Source organism: Paenibacillus turpanensis, from assembly GCF_011421635.1.
GTDB classification, from domain to species: Bacteria; Bacillota; Bacilli; order Paenibacillales; family YIM-B00363; genus Paenibacillus_AK; species Paenibacillus_AK turpanensis.
On the sequence record NZ_WTLI01000007.1, the window covers coordinates 59,090 to 78,557 of the forward strand.

General features: G+C 45.2%; 19 protein-coding genes, 1 other RNA gene and 1 pseudogene. 16 read left to right on the plus strand and 5 right to left on the minus strand.

The features are described from left to right. The first annotated feature begins 17 nt into the window (after positions 1–17). From smpB to GQS10_RS08155, 3 genes are all read left to right on the plus strand, one after another. Positions 18–500: an SsrA-binding protein SmpB gene (gene smpB, locus GQS10_RS08145; protein ID WP_166240898.1), complete on the plus strand. Its 483-nt coding sequence runs from the start codon at positions 18–20 to the stop codon at positions 498–500. A gap of 139 nt (positions 501–639) precedes the next feature. Further along, positions 640–1,004: a transfer-messenger RNA gene (gene ssrA, locus GQS10_RS08150) on the plus strand. A gap of 209 nt (positions 1,005–1,213) precedes the next feature. Further along, positions 1,214–2,335: a tyrosine-type recombinase/integrase gene (locus GQS10_RS08155; RefSeq protein WP_166240900.1), complete on the plus strand. Its 1,122-nt coding sequence runs from the start codon at positions 1,214–1,216 to the stop codon at positions 2,333–2,335. Between the two features lie 69 nt (positions 2,336–2,404). On the opposite strand, the gene GQS10_RS08160 is transcribed toward GQS10_RS08155, so the two are convergent. After that, positions 2,405–2,584, minus strand: coding sequence for a helix-turn-helix domain-containing protein (locus GQS10_RS08160; protein ID WP_166240902.1), 180 nt, complete (start codon positions 2,582–2,584; stop codon positions 2,405–2,407). Between the two features lie 586 nt (positions 2,585–3,170). Between GQS10_RS08160 and GQS10_RS08165 the strand changes: the two genes are divergently transcribed. The 8 genes from GQS10_RS08165 (at position 3,171) to GQS10_RS08200 (ending at position 13,085) form a co-directional block, all read left to right on the plus strand. Beyond that, complete coding sequence (locus tag GQS10_RS08165; RefSeq protein WP_166240904.1) at positions 3,171–3,929, plus strand: HNH endonuclease; 759 nt, start codon at positions 3,171–3,173, stop codon at positions 3,927–3,929. Positions 3,930–4,009: 80 nt separating this feature from the next. After that, positions 4,010–4,816, plus strand: a complete 807-nt coding sequence (locus tag GQS10_RS08170; RefSeq protein WP_166240906.1) for a hypothetical protein — start codon at positions 4,010–4,012, stop codon at positions 4,814–4,816. 163 nt (positions 4,817–4,979) lie between these two features. After that, positions 4,980–6,209, plus strand: a complete 1,230-nt coding sequence (locus tag GQS10_RS08175; protein WP_166240908.1) for an IS256 family transposase — start codon at positions 4,980–4,982, stop codon at positions 6,207–6,209. A gap of 223 nt (positions 6,210–6,432) precedes the next feature. Further along, a complete protein-coding gene (locus tag GQS10_RS08180) occupies positions 6,433–7,698 on the plus strand; it encodes a class I SAM-dependent methyltransferase (protein WP_166240910.1) in 1,266 nt (421 codons plus the stop codon). Positions 7,699–7,701: 3 nt separating this feature from the next. After that, complete coding sequence (locus tag GQS10_RS08185; protein WP_166240912.1) at positions 7,702–10,287, plus strand: metallophosphoesterase; 2,586 nt, start codon at positions 7,702–7,704, stop codon at positions 10,285–10,287. Between the two features lie 160 nt (positions 10,288–10,447). Further along, entirely contained in the window at positions 10,448–11,041 is a 594-nt protein-coding gene (locus tag GQS10_RS08190; protein ID WP_166240914.1) for an RNA 2'-phosphotransferase, read from the plus strand. Beyond that, positions 11,022–11,810, plus strand: a complete 789-nt coding sequence (locus GQS10_RS08195) for a TatD family hydrolase (RefSeq protein ID WP_166240916.1) — start codon at positions 11,022–11,024, stop codon at positions 11,808–11,810. The genes GQS10_RS08190 and GQS10_RS08195 overlap by 20 nt, the downstream gene beginning before the upstream one ends. 30 nt (positions 11,811–11,840) lie before the next feature. After that, positions 11,841–13,085 carry a hypothetical protein gene (locus GQS10_RS08200; protein ID WP_243735044.1) on the plus strand — a complete coding sequence of 415 codons (1,245 nt, stop codon included), beginning with the start codon at positions 11,841–11,843 and terminating at the stop codon, positions 13,083–13,085. 39 nt (positions 13,086–13,124) lie between these two features. On the opposite strand, the gene GQS10_RS08205 is transcribed toward GQS10_RS08200, so the two are convergent. Beyond that, positions 13,125–13,412, minus strand: a complete 288-nt coding sequence (locus GQS10_RS08205) for a hypothetical protein (protein ID WP_166240918.1) — start codon at positions 13,410–13,412, stop codon at positions 13,125–13,127. A gap of 350 nt (positions 13,413–13,762) precedes the next feature. Continuing rightward, positions 13,763–13,891, minus strand: a complete 129-nt coding sequence (locus GQS10_RS23460) for a hypothetical protein (protein WP_279537947.1) — start codon at positions 13,889–13,891, stop codon at positions 13,763–13,765. 693 nt (positions 13,892–14,584) lie between these two features. On the opposite strand from GQS10_RS23460, the gene GQS10_RS08210 reads away from it, so the two are divergent. The 3 genes and pseudogenes from GQS10_RS08210 (at position 14,585) to GQS10_RS08220 (ending at position 17,165) form a co-directional block, all read left to right on the plus strand. Beyond that, positions 14,585–15,700: a slipin family protein gene (locus tag GQS10_RS08210; protein WP_166240920.1), complete on the plus strand. Its 1,116-nt coding sequence runs from the start codon at positions 14,585–14,587 to the stop codon at positions 15,698–15,700. Positions 15,701–15,758: 58 nt separating this feature from the next. Continuing rightward, positions 15,759–15,854, plus strand: a pseudogene (locus tag GQS10_RS08215) (DNA polymerase beta superfamily protein); the annotation flags it as partial. Between the two features lie 84 nt (positions 15,855–15,938). Continuing rightward, positions 15,939–17,165: an RtcB family protein gene (locus GQS10_RS08220; protein ID WP_166240922.1), complete on the plus strand. Its 1,227-nt coding sequence runs from the start codon at positions 15,939–15,941 to the stop codon at positions 17,163–17,165. 436 nt (positions 17,166–17,601) lie between these two features. Here the strand turns inward: GQS10_RS08220 and GQS10_RS08225 are convergent, their stop codons facing one another. Continuing rightward, positions 17,602–17,898, minus strand: a complete 297-nt coding sequence (locus GQS10_RS08225; RefSeq protein ID WP_166240924.1) for a hypothetical protein — start codon at positions 17,896–17,898, stop codon at positions 17,602–17,604. Beyond that, positions 17,895–18,128: a helix-turn-helix transcriptional regulator gene (locus tag GQS10_RS08230; protein WP_166240926.1), complete on the minus strand. Its 234-nt coding sequence runs from the start codon at positions 18,126–18,128 to the stop codon at positions 17,895–17,897. Before GQS10_RS08230 ends, GQS10_RS08225 begins: the two co-directional genes overlap by 4 nt. A gap of 518 nt (positions 18,129–18,646) precedes the next feature. On the opposite strand from GQS10_RS08230, the gene GQS10_RS08235 reads away from it, so the two are divergent. Next, on the plus strand, positions 18,647–18,847 hold the full coding sequence (locus GQS10_RS08235; protein ID WP_166240928.1) for a cold-shock protein: 201 nt from the start codon (positions 18,647–18,649) through the stop codon (positions 18,845–18,847). Positions 18,848–18,927: 80 nt separating this feature from the next. Next, positions 18,928–19,140: a cold-shock protein gene (locus GQS10_RS08240; RefSeq protein ID WP_166240930.1), complete on the plus strand. Its 213-nt coding sequence runs from the start codon at positions 18,928–18,930 to the stop codon at positions 19,138–19,140. The last annotated feature ends 328 nt before the right edge of the window (positions 19,141–19,468 follow it).

Below are 19,468 nucleotides of genomic sequence, written 5' to 3' on the forward strand. Positions count from 1 at the left end.
AATAGGAGGTGGCGTACATGGGCAGCAAAAAAGCCGAAGGCAAGGTTCTCGCGCAAAATAAAAAAGCATCCCATGATTACTTCATCGAAGATACCTATGAGGCCGGGATGGTGTTGACCGGGACGGAAATTAAGTCGTTGCGTAACGGCAGGGCGAACATTTCCGACAGCTTTGCCACGATCCGTAATGGCGAAGCGTTTATCCACAACATGCACATCAGCCCTTTTGAACAGGGGAACCGGAACAATCCGACCGACCCGACCCGGGCCCGCAAGCTGCTGCTCAAGAGAGAGCAGATCATGAAGCTGCTCGGCACGGTGAAGCAGGAAGGGTACACAATTGTGCCGCTGAAGGTGTACGTGCGCAACGGTTACGCGAAGCTGCTGCTTGGCATCGGTAAGGGCAAGAAGCAGTACGATAAGCGTGAATCGGCTGCGAAGCGCGATGCACAGCGCGATATCCAGCGCGTGCTGCGCGAGAAGCAGAAGGTTGCGCGGTAAGGTGTTACTGGGCGATGCGCAGGTTGTTCCAGTGCTTCCACCAATCCGCATAAGCATGCGGAGAGGTTGTATGCTATAATTGTTTTTGCGACCATGACTCAGGCTTTGATGCCGTTCAGTCTTGGCGCCTTCTCATCTCGGGGGCGTTTTTGGATTCGACGGGGATAGTTCGAGCATGGGTAGCGGGTAGTGGGGACGCGTCCACTTCAACAACGCTAAAGCCTATTAAATGGCAAAGCTAACACTTCCTACGCTGTAGCAGCTTAATAACCTGCACGCGTGCTCTATCTCTGTATCGCCCATGTACCGGGAATAGGGCTCAACCTTAAGTGGGATACGCCGTTTGGTCTCCGCCTGGGGTCGACGGAAGAAGATAATCAGGCTGACCCAACGCAGAGCCGGTTACGGGGCGCTGCTCGGGTGACATCAAAACTGTGACTACACCCGTAGAAGCCTATGTGGCGTTGTCTTCGGACAGGGGTTCGACTCCCCTCGCCTCCATACTGAAAACCCGCTCCTGGAGCGGGTTTTTGGCTTTTCTGGGATGAAATTGTAGTCCAAATGTAGCCCAAACTTTTTTGGATCCCTCATTTTTGAGGTGTCTTGTAGTCCATTGGGCTACAGCCGGTTCACTAACGTTTTGATAAAGATGATGCTATCATAATCTTGAGGTAGGGGACTCCCCTACGATTAGCTTGAGATGAGGTGGTAGTGTGGCCGGTAATATTACAAAAGTCGGGACAAAATTCAGGGTAACCTTCGATTTCGGAAGAGACAGTTCAGGGAAACGAATCAGACAATATACTACTGCCTCGTCCGAAGCAGAAGCCAAGAAGCTGCTGAATGAATTTGAGTATAATCAGCAGCGCAACCTACTCGTCCAGACATCTAAAATGACCTTTGCCGAGTTTTTGGAACACTGGATGGACAACTACGTGAAATACAACTGTGAAGAAACAACCAAGTACTCCAATGAAAACATCATTTATAATCATGTGGTTCCCTATCTCGGGGCCATCGAACTTCAGAAGCTTCAGCCGGCATTTATTCAACAATACTACAAGCATCTGATGGATGACAAGGGCTTGAAACCGAACACAGTACATAAGCATCATGCATGTATTCGCAAGGCGTTGGATTACGGACTGAAGCAGCAGTTCGTACACAGGAACGTATGTGACGCGGTCACACTACCCAAGAAAGAGCGCTTTGTTGGTCAATCCTATACCAGAGATCAGCTGAATAGACTGCTTGATGCCGTCAAGGATACAAGGCTGGAGCTGCCGGTACATCTCGCCGGGTATTTGGGCTTGAGAAGAGAAGAAATCATGGGGCTACGATGGAAATACGTTGATCTTGATGAGAGGCTTATTCATATCGTAGAGGTTCGTACCTGTGCGGGCAGCCAAGAGGTTGTGAAGACTCCAAAGACGGAGAGAAGCAGAAGAGTACTCTATATTACAGATGAGCTGCTGGAGGTTCTCTTAAAGGTAAAGGAGCGGCAGGAAGCGAACAGACGTATTCTGGGCGACGAATATTTTGATAGTGACTACGTATACGTTCAAGATAACGGCAAGCTTTATCGGGTGAATTCTGTGACGGAACGGTTTAAGGAGTTTCTGGAAAAGAACAACTTCCCGAAAATCAGGCTTCACGATTTGAGGCATACCTTCGCAAGCATCCTGTACGATGCGGGGATTGATTTGAAGGCCATCTCGGAGGCGCTGGGGCATTCCGATCTAGGGACAACCAACAAAATCTATACCCATCGGTTCGATAAGACGCATAAGAAGACTGTATCAGCAATGAGCCAGGCGCTGGGAAGACGGAACTGATTGAATAGAAGAAACGTAGGCAAGCGAACCTGATTGTACTTTAGTCGGGTTCGCTTGCCTTATATATTTTTAAGCAATCAATTGCTTCTTCACCCAGTCTTCGAGCTCCTGCAGAGGGATTCGGATCTGCTTACCAATTTTGATATGAGGAACGCCGCCGGTTCGAATCAGTTCGTACATCACATTGCGGCCAACACGGAGGATCTCTCTAGCCTCATCGATTGTCAAAAGTTTAGTTTGTTGATTCATATGAATCGTGCTCCTGTTCGTATAAGTATAGTTGGTGCTGTGATCCCCCTTTCAGCCGCCATCATCTAAGGGGGTGGCGGCATACGATTTGTTTTTTTGAACGCAAAAAAGCCCATTTCAGCAGCAGAAGAAAGGCTTTCTACCAGAAATGGGCTTTGGTATACATAGGTGATCAAATTAATAGGATACAAAAAGATAAATTAGAACATCAATTAGAATGTTTCCGTCCGTCTGGTCGGAAATTGTGAAAGGGATAAAACAAGTGGTATAGATTAAGTATATTGTCTGCTCTTAGTTGAGTCAAGCGTACTTTATAGGAGTAACGGTACATTAAGGTATGTTCATCATTTATGTTTACTTAGGTTGTTACTTATTTGTTGTATATTGTAAATAAATAAGCATTATAGTTAGTGGATTTATATAACAAACATGTAGAAATGATTCATTAAACTGCTATATTTCCAATGGAGGGTTATGTAAAATTATGTAGAAATATTAGATGATGTTCTTATGAAAGTAAAAAACCGTTAGACAAAGAACTGTTCCTTCAGGGGAAAACTAAGGAAATAGGAGCCGGTGAAATAACATGGAAATTACTCAACCTAATAGACCCAAGAGAAATGATTTCAGTAAAACAACTACTTTAAAATTAGTAAAACGTGCCGGTGCCATGTGTTCCAATCCAAAATGCAAAATACTAACGTTTGGTGCTGTTGATAATGAAAATGAATCATACGATGTTGGTGAAGCTGCACATATTCATGCTGCCTCAAAAAATGGGCCACGATACAATAAAGAATTATTAAAGTCTTATGTTACAAGTTTAGAAAACGGGATTTGGCTGTGTAGTAATTGCCATGATATGGTTGACACTGCCTTTGAATCGTACTCAGCAGAATTGCTTAGGAAATGGAAAAATGACCATGAAGAAGAAATGAAAAAATACGGCGGGAAAAAGATACTTAAAACAAACGATGAAAGTCTAGCAAAATTAATCATAAGCAAATATGAAAATACTGGTGCGTTGTATTTATTAGAAGAGGCTGAAAACCCCCACTTTGTAATAGATTCATTCATAAAAATGAGGCATGATCTCGTTGAATGGCAAAGCGAAAAGTATTCACCATCCATTGAGTTTAAAAAACACTTGAAGAAGATGGCGACAGCACTTCAAAAGTTCTGTAATAATCCAGATAATGACTTGACTAAAAAGGGGAATTGTATTTTTGAAAATATCTTAAATTTTAGAAAAGAATATGGCTTATATATAAAGTGGATAGTTGAAACATACAAAATTGAAGTAGAAGCTAGTTTGCAGTCAATTTTTTTGGAAGCAGAAGTCTGAATCCCGTAAATGATTGGCAATTTATTTTGCAAAAAATGAATTTTACTCAAAGTTAAGATTGCGCCGAAATGGGAGAAGACATGAGTTCAAGAAAAAAAATACCTCAAGATGTAGAAACAGATGTTTTAATAAAATCAAAAAGAAGATGTTGTTTGTGTTTTGGTATTCAAAATGACCTTGATGAAAAGAATGGCCAGATTGCCCATATTGATAAAAATAGAGATAATAATAACTTTGATAACCTAGCTTTCTTATGTTTTAATCATCATGACAAATACGATGCAGTTACTAGTCAAAGTAAAAACTATACAAAAAATGAGGTTAAAAGATATAGGGATGATTTATACGGATATTATGAAAAACTCTATGATAATGACATAAGTAATAATGATTTTCTTGATTACTTAAATAAAACAATTAGAATTACTTCGGAAAGACATGAGGTAAAAGATAATAAAGTTATAGTAACAGTAGATAACCTTGAATTGATGAATTCTAAAACAATTGAACTGGAGTTATGGAATGATGGTAAATACGAATTAGTAATAAATAAAATCATTATGCAGAATAAACTCCCGTTCCATTATAGTAGTGAACATTGGACTCCCCTTCCCTTTAAAGGATCCGATAAAGACAATACTTTTACGTCAATTAGATACATAAACAATCATTTTCATGGTTTTGAAATAGAAAGTAATAAGTATATCAACTTATATTATAATTTCCCACAATTAAGGATAGGCTTTGCAAAGAAAGTGTACACCTTTCAATTTGATTTTTTGGTAGACATCACCATACCCTCGAAATCATTCAATTATAAAATAACGGATGTTTCAAGAGAAGTCATGAAAACCATTTATTTTGATTTTGTTCTAAATGACGATTAACTTAATTCTGGGATATTAAATATTTAGTGTAATATAAATTATAAAGAAATAACATAAATTCATAATATAGGTAATACGTGTGTGATCATAGAGACTGTAAAATATTTTGTGTAAACTCTCAAAACCAAATCTAGTAAACTAGAAGAAAGGTCGGTTTGAGAGGATGACACAAGTGGCACGGTTTAGCAAGGAACAGGTAAAAGTATTCGTTAAAGAAAACAACCTGAAGACCATGGATGACGTACAATCTGCACTCAAGGAATTGTTTGCAGAGACGCTTCAGTCCATGCTGGAAGCCGAACTCGACACGGAACTCGGTTACGAGAAGCACGATGTGAAGAGCAAGGTGACCGCTAACAGCCGCAACGGCAAAACGAAAAAGACCGTCATTAGCGAATATGGTGAAGTGGAGATCCAAGTTCCGCGTGATCGTAACGGTGAGTTTGAGCCCATGATCGTGAAGAAGCATCAGTCGAATGTGACGGGGATCGAGGACCAGATTATCGCCATGTACGCCAAGGGTGTAAGTACACGCGACATCCAAGACCATCTGAACCGGCTCTACGGTATTGACGTCTCTCCTACGATGATCTCAAACGTAACCAACAAGATCGTACCTTTGATCAAGGAGTGGCAGAATCGCCCGTTGCAAGGCGTATATGCCGTTGTGTTCCTGGATGCCATTCACTTTAAGGTCAAGCAGGACGGAGCGATTGTGAACAAGGCGGCCTACATGGTCATCGGGATTGATCTGGATGGCAACAAGGACGTGTTGGGCATGTGGATTGGCGAGAATGAGTCCGCCAAGTTCTGGCTCAGCGTTCTTAACGATCTCAAAAACCGCGGCGTACAAGACATCCTCATCACATGTGTAGACAACCTGACGGGCTTCTCTCAAGCGATTATTGCCTGCTATCCGAAGACCGAGATCCAGAAGTGTATTATCCACCAAATCCGAAATTCCACGCGGTACGTGTCCTACAAGGACTTAAAGAGGGTTACTGCCGACTTAAAGCCGATCTATAAAGCCGCTACAGAAGAGGCAGCCTTGGTCGAACTGGATCGTTTCGAAGAGGCATGGGGAACCAAGTACCCGCTCATTATCCGCTCCTGGCGTAACAATTGGGACGAGCTTGCTACGTTCTTCAAATATCCCCCAGAGATCCGGAAACTCATCTATACGACCAACATCATTGAGAGTTACCATCGCCAACTCCGCAAAGTCACCAAAGGAAAAAGCATCTTTCCCTCCGACGAAGCGTTGTGGAAGATGCTCTATCTGTCCACCATGGATGTGGTTCGGAAATGGACGGGCCGGGTTCAGAACTGGGGACAAATGCTGTTACAGCTGTCCGTCTTTTTCCCCGATCGGGTCGGTCAACATTTACGGTAGGTAGGCCAACTCCCCCTCCCCGGGGGAGTTCCCTATAAATGAGTTTACACAAAATTATTGACAGACCCTGATCATATAATTTGATTACTTGGCTTATATAAATCCACAAGCGATAATGCTTGTGGATTTTTTGTTCAAGCCCCCTTCGTAATACTTTCACCATGTTCGTCAGCATATATCTAAGGTAAGATATCGTTAACAAGTAGATTAGGAGTCGATCCATATGGCAATCGTCCAAATCAGATCCACCAATCCGCAGTTTTCATTTTTGATCAAGAAAAATCCGAACACTGGCATGCAGCTTCGCTCGATCCGCAGGGGCATGGCGTACGGCTGGTACACGGATGAACAGACGTATAACGTGTATTTCAAAGATGCGGACAATGAGATTTCCTATAAACAGCACGAAAATGACAACTTCGAATATCTGAACGTGTCGAGGTACAATACACCCTTGTTTCCGCTGAATGCAATTAATGAATTTTTCTCTGCACCGCTTAAGGCACAAGACGAACGTGATGGTGACGGCTATGAACATACCTTTTTCATCAATATGATACATATCGAACTCGTCCGGTATATTGACTACTTCGAAAAGCATCTCAAGGATTTCACTTTCGAAATCACTCATCATGCGCATAAGAGCTACTCTCTCACCGTTACGACGCAGAAGAGTCTATACCAATTGCTCCATGTGGTTAGTGTATTATGCTTATTCCTCTCTATGTTCGGAAACGAATATATCGATATCTCGGAAAGCATCCTGGATAAGTACATTAAGAGCATGAATGTGATAGATGCGCCGTTTTATATTCGCAGCCTGTTTGTACGAAACTTCCTGAACTCCAGAGACCGGTTTCAAAAATACAAAGCGGAGCTTGAGAAAACGGGACGCTATGAAATTCGATTCGCATACGGTGGCACAGCGCTGCAGCGGAGAAATTATATCGGAAGCGTGCTGGCTTTTGATAAGTCGATCTTGGACGTGGGCTGCGGAGAAGGATTCTATGCGATTCCTTTTGCGGGGAAAATTGAAGGCAGCTATTATGCGGTTGACGTTAATGAGGAGCTGCTGGAGAAGGTACAGCGTAAAGCGGAGGCCAAAGAGATCGATAACATCGTTACATTCGGCTCAATTGACCAATTCCTGGAGAGCTACAACGGGGAGCAGGTTGATGTGATCCTGACCGAGGTTATCGAACATATGAGCCAGGATGAGGCTAAACAGCTGATTCACCAGATTTGTACTCATGTTGATTTTGACAGATTCATCATTACGACGCCTAATGCCGACTTTAACCGCTTCTACGAGCTGAGCGACTTCCGGCATGATGATCACAAGTGGGAAATGGGCCAAGAGGCGTTCCAACATTGGATGCAAGATGTCATCCATGATACGAATTTACATGCCGAATTTGTTGCTGTCGGGGACGGCGTGAACAATATTCAAACTACACAGGGTGTTATTCTCAAGAAAAGGGGGGCCTGATCGATGGATATCCAAACGAAGGTTCACACGATTTTCATGCTGGTTGGGTCAACGGAATGCGGCAAAACAACGTTCGCTAAGGAGGTACTGATTCCCGGTCTGCGATTTGAGGATATTAACCGGGGTGTCAGGGCCAATGTACAATATTTATCCTCAGACCAGATCCGACAGGAGGTCCTTGGGTATGAGTATGACAAGTACGATCAGGTCATGCTCGAGGCTAGCGAACAAGCCTTTCACCTTTTATTTGAAAGATTGAGGATGACGACGTCTTTTCCGATCAATGCAGAGTTTGTTGTCGTAGATACAACTGGGCTCTCCGAGGATTTCCGGGCTAAGGTAAAGGAAATTGCATTTCAGAACAACTATAACCTTGAGGTCATCGTCTTCGATTACCGAAAGCGGGAAGATTACTATGCGTCGGAGCGCTCCAAGAAACTGATCACCAATCACATCAATAGGCTGAAAAAGGAGGTCCTCCGCACGCTGCCCCGCGAGGGATACGGCAAGATTCATAAAGTGCGTGCAAAAGACTTTTATGTGGCCGAGGAGAGAAGGGCGAATCCCGAGTATAAAGTGATCACCGAAGATGTGGATGCGTACTTGGCGAGTATTCTCCCCCAGGACCAGCAGTACATTATAATCGGTGACGTTCACGAATGTGTGGAGGATCTGAAGGGGCTGCTGCTCGACCATGGTTACAAGATCGAAGCAGGAAAGCTGGTCGTGGCTGATAAGCTGAAGCATACGAAGCTGATTTTGGTTGGCGACTGGATTGACAAGGGCAAGCAGACGAGGGAAACCGTCGAGTTTCTGTATGATAACCAAGAACATTTTTACTTTGTGCTTGGGAACCATGAAAATTTTGTTAGCAAGTACATCAAGGGTGAGATTAGCAGTGTTGATCAAGAGCTGCTCGAAACGTATTTTGACTCGACGCAAATATTACTGAATGATCCTGAACTGCTGCAGAAATTTGAACATCTAGTCTCGATCTCGAAGCCATTTTATCGGTATGTTGGGGCCAGGGGGTCATCCTTCTATGTCACTCACGCTCCATGCCGGAACAAGTACATCGGTAAGCTGGATACGAATTCGGTCCGGCATCAAAGGAATTTCCGAATCGACCGGGATGCTCCACTGGAGGAGCAGCTTGTTTTTCTTCAGGAGGAATCGGTCAAAAACCATCCCTATCACATTTTCGGACACGTCGCGGCAAAACAGTCTTTCCGGATCGGAAATAAGCTTCATATCGACACGGGCAGCGTACATGGCAATCTCTTGACCTCTGTCTCGATTTCGTATAAACCGTTTATGAAGTCTCATAAGTCCAGACAAGCGGTGATTACCGAGGAGCTGCAAACCTTATTTAAAGTGGAACGAAAGGTCTCCATTCAAGATCTTGGGGAGGATGACATCCGCCGACTCCACTACTGCTCGCGTAATAAAATCAATTTCATCTCCGGCACGATGTCTCCGGCGGATAAGAACGACGAGACGAATGAACTCGAGTCGCTGAAGCGAGGTCTTGATTATTTCCGGGAGCACGGTGTTCAGCAGGTGGTGCTGCAGCCGAAGTATATGGGATCCCGATGCAACGTGTATCTGCATAAGGACCTGGATCAGTGTTATGCTGTCAGCCGCAATGGTTATAAGATTAACCAAGTCGATTTGACGGAGATTTACGGCAAGCTGCTTCATAAATTCGGTGAGTATATGGAACAACGGAAGATTGCCATGCTCATTCTGGATGGAGAGCTTCTGCCGTGGAAGGCGCTCGGTGAAGGGTTGATCGATAGACAGTTCAAGCCCATTGAGAAAGCGCTGGAGACCGAGTTGACCTTTCTGCAGCTACACGGCTTTGAAGAAGCATACAACAAGCTTATTGCCAAATACGAAGCAAGCGGATTTGAAAAGGACCAGCATCATATCGGAAAATCCGCCTTAAGCGAGAAGTATGGTCCAAGTGTGTACCAAAACTATAAGTACGTCCATGAGATTCAGGACACGTATGTCCCGTTGTCGGGGCATATGGAGGCCTATCAAACGTACAGAAGACAGCTGGAGCTGTATGCAGAAGATGAAGCAATGACGTATAAGCCGTTTGCCTTATTAAAGATCGTATATGAGGACGGGATCGAAGAAATTCCGGCATGGAAGACCTCCGAGATGTACGGATTTCTGTCGGAGGACGTGGGACCTGTACTGGATCTCTCCGAGCCGGGGTATCTGGAGCAGGCGGAGCTTTACTTTTCGAAGCTGACGATGGAGAACCATATGGAGGGGATCGTAATCAAGCCCGAGCTGTGGAACGGTAAAACGGTGCCTTATATGAAGGTGCGAAATCCCGATTATTTGTCCATCATCTATGGGTACGACTACAAGTTTCCGCACAAGTACCGAAAGCTGCTCAAGCAAAAGAATGTGAATCAAAAGCTTCGTACCTCGCTTAATGAGTACCAGCTGGGAATGCAAATGCTGGCGGTGCCATTGGATGAGATTGCGCCTGAGCATGTTGCCTATAAGGAGATCGCTGCTAATCTCTTGTTTGAAGTTGCACAGGAGCGGGAGATCGATCCGCGTTTATAATCGTGATAGAGTGTCTGAGCCATTCTGTGGTTCAGGCACTTTTTTTCGTTGCGGAACGTTTGGGTAAGAATTAATTATTCCCATCTTCAGGGCAAAAGGTAAAGGTATAATGAAATTACTAGAAGACGGGAATAAGTTCTACAGGAAGAGAAGTGTAGCCATGTTAAATCAAGCAGTTGAAAAAAGCTTAAGTAAATTCATGACCAAGATTCTTCGGCATACCCCTGAGGATTTTGGTGTTGTCCTAGATCCCGTGGATGGTTCGTGTCCGCTAAGCACTTTGCTGGAAGTCATCCAAGCCCAATCTCAATGGGGGTGGGTGAAAAAGGAACATATCGAACAGGTGGTACGCCATTCGGATAAGCAGCGCTTTGAGATCGAAGGCGACCGCATAAGAGCCAGGTACGGCCACAGTCATAATAAAGTGCAATACACACCGGGCGTGCCTCCAGAGTACGTCTACCATGGCACAAACAAGAAAGCCCTCCCATTGATCTTGAAGGATGGCATACGTCCGATGAGCCGTCAGTATGTTCATTTGTCGGAAGGCACCCATTTTGCAGCACTCGCGGGCAGCCGCAGAGGCGAACTGGTGATTCTTAAGGTAGACACCGTAAGCGCACAGCAGCTGGGAGTCACGTTTTATTATGCGGGTAACGAAGTGTGGTTGGCTAATAGCGTGCCGCCAGGTTGTTGCTCCGTGATGGATAACAAGGAAAAGGAGCACTCAAATCATGAATCATTCAATTATTGATATCGGCATCAATTTGATGCATCGTACATTCCATCAAGATCGTGATCAGGTCGTCGAAAGGGCACTGGACAACCATGTGACACCTCTTATCATTACAGGGACAAGTTTGAGGAGCAGTCTAGAAGCAGCACGCTACGCCGGACGGTACCCGGAAAAGCTGTACGCTACTGCAGGAGTTCATCCTCATGATGCGAAGAACTGCAACGAGGAGACCATCGCGAAGCTGAAAGAATTGGCGGCATTACCGCAGGTTGTAGCCATCGGCGAATGCGGGCTGGATTATAACCGGGATTTCTCGCCGCGGGATGTTCAGCGCAAATGGTTCACGGAGCAGGTTCAGTTGGCGGTGGAGCTTAAAATGCCGCTGTTTCTGCATGAGCGGGAGGCTTTTTCAGACTTTGTTGCAATCCTAAAGGATAACGCGGTTCAAAAAGCGGTCGTTCATTGTTTTACGGGAACCTATGCAGAGCTTAAAGCTTACCTAGAAATGGGCTTCCATATTGGCATTACCGGATGGATTTGTGACGAACGAAGAGGGAAGCATCTGAGGGACCTTGTCCGAATGATTCCGCTCGACAGGCTGATGATCGAGACGGATGCCCCCTTTCTGACTCCGCGGGATCTAAAGGAAAAGCCAGCGGAGGGACGGAACGAGCCTGCATTCCTGCCGCACATTCTGCAAACCGTAGCAACATGCATCGGCAGACCCGTGGAAGAGGTTGCTAAAGCGACAACGGAGACTTCAGTGGACTTTTTCGGTCTTTCGTGATCACAAGAGGAAGTTCAAAGGAGGACAGGAGTGCGATTAAATCAATTTCGTTATGATTTGGCCCGCGGGTTAGGGAGCGTCATGCTTTACTTGAAGCAATCTCCCAGACTCGCTAATAAGCATATTGATGCTATATATCATGCTTGTATCAAGAATACCGCTTATGACCCCCAATGTGATATAAGCAGGGAAGATTATCTTTGGGAGATCATTCAGCTCTCCGAAGAATCCGAACAGCTACAAAAACGGATACTCGCCGCCTTGGAGAGCGATATAGATGGTTGGGATTTGCTGCAGGTATACCGCTTAGCGAAAATTTTTGCCCTTAAAAGTCATTCAACAGCAGTAGAAGCCATGAAGAAAGGATTCCGTTACCACGAAGATTGGAACAGCTTCATTGGCGGGGAAGAGATCATAGCGGTTGAAGGGGAGCAGGGCTTCTTGTTTGTGGCAAGCCGAATTGGGGAGCAAATATTGTCCTCCGACTATGAGGAGAGTAAATTTCTGCTGGAGTTCGCATATGAAAAAATAGGGGAAGAAAAGGTGACGGCTCTCCTTGAGAGCCAAGGTGATGCGAATATTCAGGCATTCGTGCAATCGTCAGTCCACCAGCAAGAATATACCCAATCGAAGCCGCTTCACATAGTGTCTTACAATGAGTTGAAGTCGACCATAGGAACGGGATCTGGAGGTCTATATCGCTACACCAGATGGGGGAAGCATGCCTCTAAAGAAGATCTGTTAAAGGCAGCTAACGATCTGCTGCAAGAGAGTAATTCAAAAATACTATTGCCCTATCTCTATATCTTCGCCAAAGCGGTTTTCCCGCTTGATCCACAAAAGCTAATTGAATTAGCGGGTTCGAAAAATAGGCGTTTGCGCTCGCAGGCCATTAGAGTCCTAAGTAATATTAAGGATGAGCGGATCCACAAGCTTGCGATTAAGCTTGCCACGGAGCGGGCAACTGAAATTGATGCATTGGACCTTTTTATCCACAATTGTTCCGATGAAGACGTACACCTATTCGAGCAAATTGTTTTCAAGAATCATAGTAGGGATACGTTTCATAGTGCTGGGTTCAGCATTCTTAAAATATTCGAAAATAACCGAACTCCATTATGCCGGAAGATTCTAATTGAACTTTATAAGAAGGCACTTTGCACCTTTTGTCGACAGCGCAGTGTAGAAATCATGGTACTAAATGGCATACTGCCGGATTCTATTCAAAATGAAATCCTGCACGATTGTAATCCGGATATTCGTGTCTTGGGATAAGAAGCACAAACGCCGGGCTTCCATGACCGGCGCATTTACTTATTTTCTTCTATAGTACCTTTCCCAATCTTGAATGACTTCTGCTTTATTCAATAACCGCTTCCTCAGGCACTGGGATGTTTCCCATTCATGTATTGCTTGCTGCTTTGTTTTGAAAAAGCGATAGTCACAGATATTCCAGGAGCAGAACAGCTTTCGGTACCATTTACCGTTTTGGACATTACCAGTGAAACGGCGAACAGCCTTATTTGCTTGTCGTTTGCTCCAGCGGGTGCCGGGTGTATGATGGTCTTTCCATGCGGGTGATTTTTTCACACTATTACTCATTTGGCTCTCTAACCCCTCCTTACGGGAAGCTAGAGACCGTCTAATTTCTTCATTTACTCACCTCATCCAGAGTATAATGGCTTTTGAAAGTATTAAACGCTAACCATGAATATATGTTTCTTAGTGGATTTGTCTATAATGATTCTTTACTAACACTGGTCACAAGATATAGTACGATTTAGTTGGATTTTTTATGGAGGAAAGTGCATGAGGTTCCTATTTTGTTTTCATTGACCTTTATCCTTTTCATCCATACTTTACTCCTCCAAGTTACGAAGATAGCTCTTTGTCGGCCGTAACAACCCCATAACGTTCCAAAGTTTTCGTCTATGCTTCGAGCATTCTCCTCCTCAAATGATTACCCTCGATAACCCGAACCAGAACCCGATTCCCGTGAAAACGGATTTCTTCAGTCGGTTGCTCATAAAGGCTTGATACCGGGTGTGATACCGGAGCAAATACCATACCTGTTTGATCATGGAGTGTAGCAGCATAACTGCTGCCGATTGAAAGCACCGCTTGTCAGCATCAGCATCCGCAGGAACTGGATTTGTTTATCAAAAGCTCTCCTCTCCTTAACCAAAAGAATTATCCGCCCAAAATACATTTTCTTCCATTTTGATAGGGGTGGGATTTGGGTGAAATGGAAAAGTTTATGCCGCCTCGTAATACTTTCGCCATGTTCGTTCCGGTAGAAAGGTGCGATTATAGAACCTGTAAGACACAAGGTTCTTATTCGGACGGTCGTAACGAGGCAGGGATATCGTTGTATCCCGCAGTGCCGTGCCTGTTAGGCTGCGGTATCCTGTACAATCGGATCGGATGGAGTCCACTATTTGGGGTTCGATTCCCCACTCGCCTTTGACGCGATTCTGGTAGAGCACTCGACTTTCAATCGAGCGAAAAAGTTGAAGAAGGACCAAAGGATAGAATCCCTGGCGGCTAGCATATGCGCACTGCAGCTCAGCCATGTAATCCGTGGATACCGATGAGCGGAACGCCGAAGACTTTTTTGGGATGGAAGAGACAAAAGGTTGGCTGAACGAGGGTCAATCTTCTGAACCCGATGTCCTTCAAAAACACCGTCAGACCGCTTATCTCAAACGGGATTCCGCCGGAGCTGCAGTGGGATTCTTTCATCCAATGGTCAAATCATGAAGGGGGTAACAAAGATGTTTAACCAAGTAACCATTCAAGCCGACCAGCGCGGTTTACTCTTTCATAAAGGAAGCTATGTGAAAAAGCTCAATCCGGGGACCTACCGCTACTTAGCGTGGTCGCAAAATACCGTTGTCGTGCTGAATATCACGAAACCGTTCGTTGTAGAGGGAAAAGAGCTGCAATTGTTTTTTCAAGATGAAGACCTGGTGCGGGAGCTCGACATCGTACGGGTGCAGGACCACGAGTACGTGCTCCATTACGAGGACGGCCAATTCGTGCAGCTGCTTAAGCCTGGCACCTACGCCTACTGGAACATACTGAAGAAGCATACGTTCCTGCATGCGGATATTCGAAACCCCGAGCTGCCTGTCGGGGTAGACCGCTCGATCCTTCCGAAGCTTGCAGTCCACGTGCAGTCTTGCGAAATCGCAAGCTACGAGTCCGGATTTTTGTTTTACGATCATGTTCTGCAGCGGGAGCTTACTCCCGGCAGGTACTACTTTTGGAAAGGACCCGTTTCGGTTATGGTCAAGTCGGTTGATGGAAGACAGCAGCAAATGGATCTCGTTGGTCAGGAAATCATGACGGAAGACAAGGTCACGCTGCGCCTGAACTTCGTCTGCCAATACAAGATCGTGAACCCTTTACGAAGCTTGGAAATGAAATCGTTCGAGGAGCAGATCCACATCCAGCTTCAGCTCATGCTTCGGGAGTATGTCGGAACGCTGAAATTAGATGACCTCTTGAAACGGAAAGAGGACGTAGCATCCTTCGTCTTGTCCCGTTTACGTGAGAAGGGGGAAGAGTTTGGTGTGCAGTTCCTGAGCGCGGGAGTTAAGGATGTTATTTTGCCGGGGGAAATGAAAGAGATCCTAAACACGGTCTTGCTGGCGGAGAAAAAAGCCCAGGCGAACCTCATCACCCGCCGGGAAGAAACGGCCTCGACTCGAAGTCTGCTGAACACGGCTAAGCTGATGGACGAGAACCAGACGCTCTTCCGTTTGAAGGAGCTGGAGTTCCTCGAGAAAATGTGCGAGAAAATCGGCTCTATCTCTGTAACGGGTGGCGGAGACCTGTTGGAGCGGTTAAGCTCCCTCATTGGGGAGAAAAGGGCGGCAAGTAAATAAAGGAGATCGAATCGGCTGTTGGTGCTGACCCACAGTCAGTCCAAGGAGGGAAAACGTCATGCTGGATGTCCTGTTTGCTTTCGAATCGGGCAGCCGAGCATGGGGTTTTCCGTCCAAGGACAGCGACTATGACGTTCGGTTTATCTATGTCAGACTGTGAATGAGCGGGATCATAAGCTGCGTGAGGCAAAAGGATTGTAGAAGAAGTGAATGATTGATGGATACAGGAGTTGATCTTATGGCTTATCAAACGATAAACGGCGTTCGTGTCTGGGGGAACCCAGACGACGGAGCAATGACTCAAGCTAAGACATGTGCAGAACACGGTAATGTGGTTCAGACCCTTCTCATGGCGGATCATCATAAAGGGTACAGCCAGCCGATCGGTGGGGTCGTGGTCTATGACGGGCAGATTTCCCCATCCGGCGTTGGGTATGATATCGCTTGCGGGAATAAGGCAGTGCGCACCTGCTTGACCGCAGCAGATGTAAAACCCAAATTGAATAAGGTGATGGATGAGATTGCCCGCAGAATATCTTTTGGCGTGGGACGCGTTAACAATGAAAAGGTGGACCATGAGCTTTTTGATGATCCGGATTGGGACGTTTATAAGGCGGTAGGCAAGCAGGAGCATAACAAGCTGAAGGCATTGGCGCGAGACCAGCTCGGAACAGTCGGAAGCGGTAACCACTTCGTAGACCTGTTTGTGGAAATGGAAACAGGCCGATTGTGGATTGCCAACCACTTCGGAAGCAGAGGGTTCGGACATAAAACAGCGAGCGGGTTTATCAACCTGGCTGCTGGTAGGAAGTTTCTCGCTAATGCCCCCGGGGAAAAGATGGACCAAGCGCCTGTGCTGCTTGATCTTGGTAGTGAGCTGGGGGATATGTATTACCGGGCGATGAAGCTGGCGGGACGCTACGCTTATGCAGGACGGGATTATGTGATCCGTCAGGTGTTAGACATTCTGGGGACGGAAGCCGACCTTGAAGTGCATAACCATCATAACTATGCCTGGAAAGAGGTGCATGACGGCAAGGAGGTCATGGTTGTGCGTAAAGGAGCGACCCCTTCTTCGCCAGGCCAGGTTGGTTTTATCGGTGGCAGCATGGGGGATATCTCCGTTATCGTCAAAGGGAAGGACAGCGAAGAGAATCGGGACGCTTACTACAGCACCGTTCATGGAGCGGGACGGATCATGAGCCGGACTCAGGCAGCAGGAAAAATGAACTGGAAAACCCGCACCAGAAGCGGCGGCCAAATCAGTACAGAGCAGATGATGGAGGCCGTTCGGGGTTATGGTGTGGAGCTGCGTGGCGCAGGTACGGATGAGAGTCCGTTTGTATACCGGAAGCTTCAAGAGGTGCTTGATGCGCATGCCGAAACGATTGAGGTCCTGCATGTGTTGAAGCCTATCGGTGTTTGCATGGCCGGTGCGGATGAATTTGATCCGTACAAGGATTAATGGGCGGGTAACTGAATTCTTGCAGCATTTGAGGTGATTACGTGATTCTTTATAAGAACAGTCGCATCACACCCGGCCTGTAGGGGAAGACATAGATCTCTTGGCTCCCTTGCAGGCTGGGCTTTTCCCAAGGGGTGTGATGGAATGAAGAGAAAAGGCGTGAATCGTTCTCGTGCCTATTACCGGCATCATCGTAGTAGGGTGATCCAGCGGAAAAGCAGACTTGCTCAACAGCTTGGCTGGCATGAGAAGTGTAAAGGGATTTTTGCTAAGGGCAAAATCCATTGTTCCTGTTCGTATTGCAGGAAGAAGACGAGCGAAATGGGGCTGCCTAAGTCTGAGTTGGTAAGGTTGGAAGGACTGAACGAAAAGTAAATTTTGTTGCTGCGTGAGCTGTCCCTTAGCTTCATGGTATAAGGACAGCTTTCTTTTTTGACTAATAGTTTTTTCGAATTCTGCTCAGTGTAACGAAGGATATAACATTTGAAACGATCATTATTACCGCAACCAATAGTTTGTAAACCTGTAATGAATACTGCAAAAATGTATCAGTTAGGAGCAAAAGGCTAATGAGCAGGCAAATAATTGAAAACGAAAGCCGTGCTGAATCACCCCTTATGATCTGCCCGCGTTCGTCCATGCCCTCTTCTCTGGAAAACCTTCTATCGTAGTATAAGTTATAAACTACAGCAACTATGGCAATGGACCAGACCGCAACTTCCAACCAATTCATTCTGTTTCCTCCTTTTCATATTCTTCAAATTGGAACACTTCAGTAATCTCAACCTTAAACAGCTTGGCGATCTTGAAGGCTAAGATTAAAGACGGGTTGTATTTATTTGCTTCGATTGAGGCAATTGTTTGTCTGCTCACACCTAAACGGTCGGCCATTTCCTGCTGGGACCATTTTCTTGTTGCTCTTAAGAGATAAACATTGTTTTGAAGCTCTCCATTGATCTCCATTTTCCCCCTCCTCAAATTCATTGTAATAAATTTCATGCAATTTGTAAACTATTTATAACATAACGTAATTTATTTTACTCAAATGGCTTGTAATTTTGATTAGAAGCACTCCGGTGGGTGAATAGACTTTATCGTGGGTGGACGAATTCGACTTGGGTTTATGACGTTTGAAACTGAAAAAGAAAAAAGATGCCGTTGGAGGCACCTTTTAATACTGAAGCCCAGACGCAAAATAAAACAAGCTAACCTGGTTACATAAAAGGCAGAAGCTTAATGACGCCTCCATAGTATAGACAGGTGCTTTTTATGAGATAGATATCAACTCAGGGTGATCTAACTTCAATAAAAAATTGCTAAGATAACTAAAGTGTGTTATGATAAATTTATTGAAATTTTGACCTGAACTCACATATTGTAGAGGGTTGTGATTTTAAATTCAGAACCTTGTACAATATGTGATTTTTTATTTTTACGAAAATGTAGAGGTCATGTAAATAAAAATTAGGAGGTAATTTTTTATGCAAACAGGAACAGTTAAATGGTTTAACGCAGAAAAAGGTTTTGGTTTTATCGAGGTTGAAGGTGGCAATGACGTATTCGTTCATTTTAGTGCGATTGTAAGTGATGGCTTCAAATCGCTAGATGAAGGTCAACGCGTTGAATTCAACGTGGTACAAGGCAATCGCGGTCCACAAGCTGAGAATGTTGTAAAGTTGTAAATTGATCAAAAGTCCCAAACGTCGCGTTTGGGATTTTTTATTTTCTGCCCGTAATTCTAAGAGAGAAAGAAGGATGCATCTTGTACTATTCACGGAAAAGGCCAACGGAAGATCTTCCAGAGGAAATAACGGCCATTTGGTCGTGCACCAATGAAAAGTGCAACGGATGGATGAGAGATAATTTTGTGTTTTTGATTCAGCCGACATGTGTCCAATGCCAATCCCTTATGGAGAAAGGCGAAAAAAAGCTTTCAATCGTGGTAAATACGAGCCCTTTTCAAAAGAAACGTTGATTTACTAAGGCATCGGGAGACTTTTGGGGCTCAGGTGACATCAAATCTGTCCCTGCACCATAGAATTCGTGCCCTTAAATCCTTCGTGGATCCTATTATCTGAACCCGGCTGGACTGGGCGCTGCGGATATTCCGGCGGTGGAGAAGCGGGTGGGGGACGGTAGAGGTAGGTAAGAAGCTCAAGGTACCCTTAGGGGTGCCTTTTTTCGTTTTTCCGAGGGTTGGTAAGGGACTTGCCACAGACTTAGGCCAACAATTGGGAAGAGGGATTTTGTCGAAGGCTGACGAAACAGTGAGTAGGGTATTGTGAAAGCAGTATTCAACCGGC

What these genes read in the sequence shown, in the direction of transcription:
- GQS10_RS08170 (WP_166240906.1), top strand. Translation starts at nt 4,010, where the DNA reads ATGAGTTCAAGAAAAAAAATACCTCAAGATGTAGAAACAGATGTTTTA.
- GQS10_RS08195 (WP_166240916.1), top strand. Translation starts at nt 11,022, where the DNA reads ATGAATCATTCAATTATTGATATCGGCATCAATTTGATGCATCGTACA.
- GQS10_RS08225 (WP_166240924.1), bottom strand. Translation starts at nt 17,898, where the DNA reads ATGAATTGGTTGGAAGTTGCGGTCTGGTCCATTGCCATAGTTGCTGTA.
- GQS10_RS08210 (WP_166240920.1), top strand. Translation starts at nt 14,585, where the DNA reads ATGTTTAACCAAGTAACCATTCAAGCCGACCAGCGCGGTTTACTCTTT.
- GQS10_RS08180 (WP_166240910.1), top strand. Translation starts at nt 6,433, where the DNA reads ATGGCAATCGTCCAAATCAGATCCACCAATCCGCAGTTTTCATTTTTG.
- GQS10_RS08175 (WP_166240908.1), top strand. Translation starts at nt 4,980, where the DNA reads ATGACACAAGTGGCACGGTTTAGCAAGGAACAGGTAAAAGTATTCGTT.
- smpB (WP_166240898.1), top strand. Translation starts at nt 18, where the DNA reads ATGGGCAGCAAAAAAGCCGAAGGCAAGGTTCTCGCGCAAAATAAAAAA.
- GQS10_RS08205 (WP_166240918.1), bottom strand. Translation starts at nt 13,412, where the DNA reads ATGAGTAATAGTGTGAAAAAATCACCCGCATGGAAAGACCATCATACA.
- GQS10_RS23460 (WP_279537947.1), bottom strand. Translation starts at nt 13,891, where the DNA reads ATGATCAAACAGGTATGGTATTTGCTCCGGTATCACACCCGGTATCAA.
- GQS10_RS08235 (WP_166240928.1), top strand. Translation starts at nt 18,647, where the DNA reads ATGCAAACAGGAACAGTTAAATGGTTTAACGCAGAAAAAGGTTTTGGT.
- GQS10_RS08190 (WP_166240914.1), top strand. Translation starts at nt 10,448, where the DNA reads ATGTTAAATCAAGCAGTTGAAAAAAGCTTAAGTAAATTCATGACCAAG.
- GQS10_RS08185 (WP_166240912.1), top strand. Translation starts at nt 7,702, where the DNA reads ATGGATATCCAAACGAAGGTTCACACGATTTTCATGCTGGTTGGGTCA.
- GQS10_RS08230 (WP_166240926.1), bottom strand. Translation starts at nt 18,128, where the DNA reads ATGGAGATCAATGGAGAGCTTCAAAACAATGTTTATCTCTTAAGAGCA.
- GQS10_RS08160 (WP_166240902.1), bottom strand. Translation starts at nt 2,584, where the DNA reads ATGAATCAACAAACTAAACTTTTGACAATCGATGAGGCTAGAGAGATC.
- GQS10_RS08165 (WP_166240904.1), top strand. Translation starts at nt 3,171, where the DNA reads ATGGAAATTACTCAACCTAATAGACCCAAGAGAAATGATTTCAGTAAA.
- GQS10_RS08220 (WP_166240922.1), top strand. Translation starts at nt 15,939, where the DNA reads ATGGCTTATCAAACGATAAACGGCGTTCGTGTCTGGGGGAACCCAGAC.